Source organism: Thermogemmatispora aurantia, assembly GCF_008974285.1.
In the GTDB taxonomy this organism is placed as follows: Bacteria; Chloroflexota; Ktedonobacteria; order Ktedonobacterales; family Ktedonobacteraceae; genus Thermogemmatispora; species Thermogemmatispora aurantia.
Map to the genome: position 1 here is coordinate 1 of NZ_BKZV01000014.1, position 2,123 is coordinate 2,123.

The following is a 2,123-nucleotide window of genomic DNA, read 5'->3' on the forward strand; positions in this document are numbered from 1 at the left end:
CTCCCAGCGCTTCCTCCCTCACCCCTTCTCCTCTGACCCCTCCGCCCGCCTCTACCGCACCGGCGACCTCGTCCGCTGGCTCCCCAACGGCTCCCTCCTCTTCTTGGGTCGCCTCGACCAACAGGTGAAACTCCGCGGCTTCCGCATCGAACTCGGCGAAATCGAGGCCCTCCTCTGCTCCCACCCCGCCGTCCAGGAGGCCGCCGTCCTCCTTCATCAGCCCTCCCCCGATGATCCCTCCTCGGCTCGCCTGCTCGCCTTCGTCTCCTCCCGCCCAGGCACCCACCTCACCCCGAGCACCCTGCGCTCCTTCGCCTCAGAGCTGCTACCCGCCTATATGGTCCCTGCCTCCTTCGTCGTCCTGGACACCCTTCCCCATACCACCTCCGGCAAGGTCGACCGCCAGGCCCTCGCCTCCCTGCCCCTGCCAGAGGTGAGCAGGGCAGAGCATGAAGGGCGGCGATCACCCGGCAACCCGACAGAGGCGGCCTTGGCCCAACTCTGGGAGGAGCTGCTCCACGTTCGTCCGGTCAGCGCACAGGATAACTTCTTCTCTTTGGGGGGCCATTCACTGCTGGCCGCTCAGCTCTTTGCACGCATCGAACAACTCTATGGCGTGCGGATCAATTTGAGCACGTTGTTCACCCACCCAACTATCGAAGAGCTGGCCATGATGATCGAAGATAAACAACAGAACTCGAAAACAGCAACCGAGAAACTTTCACTAGAGACAAGGACAAACACCGATACGATGCCAACGTTACCACGCCATGAACCAGAGCAGCCTGCCCCTCTCTCTTATGGCCAGCAGCAGCTCTGGTTCCTCACCCAGCTATTCAAAGAGACTCCCATGTACACGATCCCCCTGGTCATCCGCATTGCGGGAGACCTGAATGAGAAGGCTCTTAAACAGAGTCTTGAGGCATTCCTACACCGCCATCACCTCTGGCGCTCAGCGTTCCCTTCCTTGAACGATACGCCCATGCAGGTAGTGCAACCTTGCCCTTCTCTCTCTCTCCCTATCACAGATCTCTCTTCTCTGCCTGCGCCTGAGCAGTTCGCTGTCGCTCGCTCCCTCGTCGAGCAGCAGGCTCGCCTCCCGCTTGATCTCTCTCAGGCTCCCTTGCTGCGCGCCTGCCTGCTCCATTTTTCCCCACAGCTGCACTGGCTCTGCCTGGTTACCCACCACATCATCGCCGACGCCCAGACACTCTATACCATCTTGCCGACAGAGCTTGAGCAGCTCTACCAGGCGTATAGCCAGGGCAAGCAGCCTGACCTGCCTGAACCCCGCTGCCAGTACGCCGACTATGTCCTCTGGGAGCAGGCTCACCTGACCCCTGCACGCCTGGAGCAGCTCCTTGCCTTCTGGCAGCAGTACCTGCAGGATGCACCTACTACGCTCGCGCTGCCCACTGACTACCCGCGTACAGCCGCCCCTTACCATCGCGGGGGTAGCTACTATTTCTCAATGTCTCCCAACCTAGCCGAGGATTTAAGGCAGCTGGCTCGCCAAGAGGGCGCCAGCCTCTATACAGTGCTGCTGGCAGCGTTTCAAGTCCTCCTCTATCGCTATAGCCAGCAAGAAGACTTCCTGATTGGAACGTTCAGCACGAACCGCCCCAAGAGACCAGAGTTCGAGGAGATCCCCGGCTATTTCCTGAACGCTGTCCTGCTGCGCAGCTGCATCACCAGCCCTGATCAGCTGAGCGGGCGCGAGCTGATTCAGCGGACTCGCGAAGCCCTGGCCCAAACCCTGGCCCACGATGATCTACCGCTGCCTCTGTTGATAAGTCGTCTTCTCCCACAAAGACCTGCTACCGCCAATTCTCTTTTCCAGGTAGCAATCGCCATGAATTCCTATCGAAGACTGGGTGGCAGTTCCTGGCAGATTCAGGAGCTGGCTATCGATAATGGAACAAGCAGGTTTGATTTGACGCTGAGCCTGGAGGAGCGTCCCGATGGGGATCTGATCGGTTGCTTCGAGTACAGTCGGGACCTGTTTGAGGAGCAGACCATTGTCCGGCTCGCCCGCCACTGGCAGACCCTGCTCTCCTCGCTCGTCTCCGATCCCTCCTGCTCCCTCGCCTCTCTCCCCCTCCTCTCTCCCGAGGAGCGCCACC

At 60.4% G+C, this 2,123-nt stretch carries 1 protein-coding gene and 1 pseudogene; both read left to right on the forward strand.

Going from position 1 to position 2,123, the window contains the following annotated elements; translation table 11 throughout:
* Positions 1-124 precede the first annotated feature (124 nt).
* Positions 125-334, forward strand: a pseudogene (locus tag KTAU_RS22485) (AMP-binding enzyme); the annotation flags it as partial.
* 3 nt (positions 335-337) lie between these two features.
* A partial coding sequence (locus tag KTAU_RS21390; protein WP_265576365.1) for a condensation domain-containing protein occupies positions 338-2,123 on the forward strand: 1,786 nt, incomplete at its 3' end.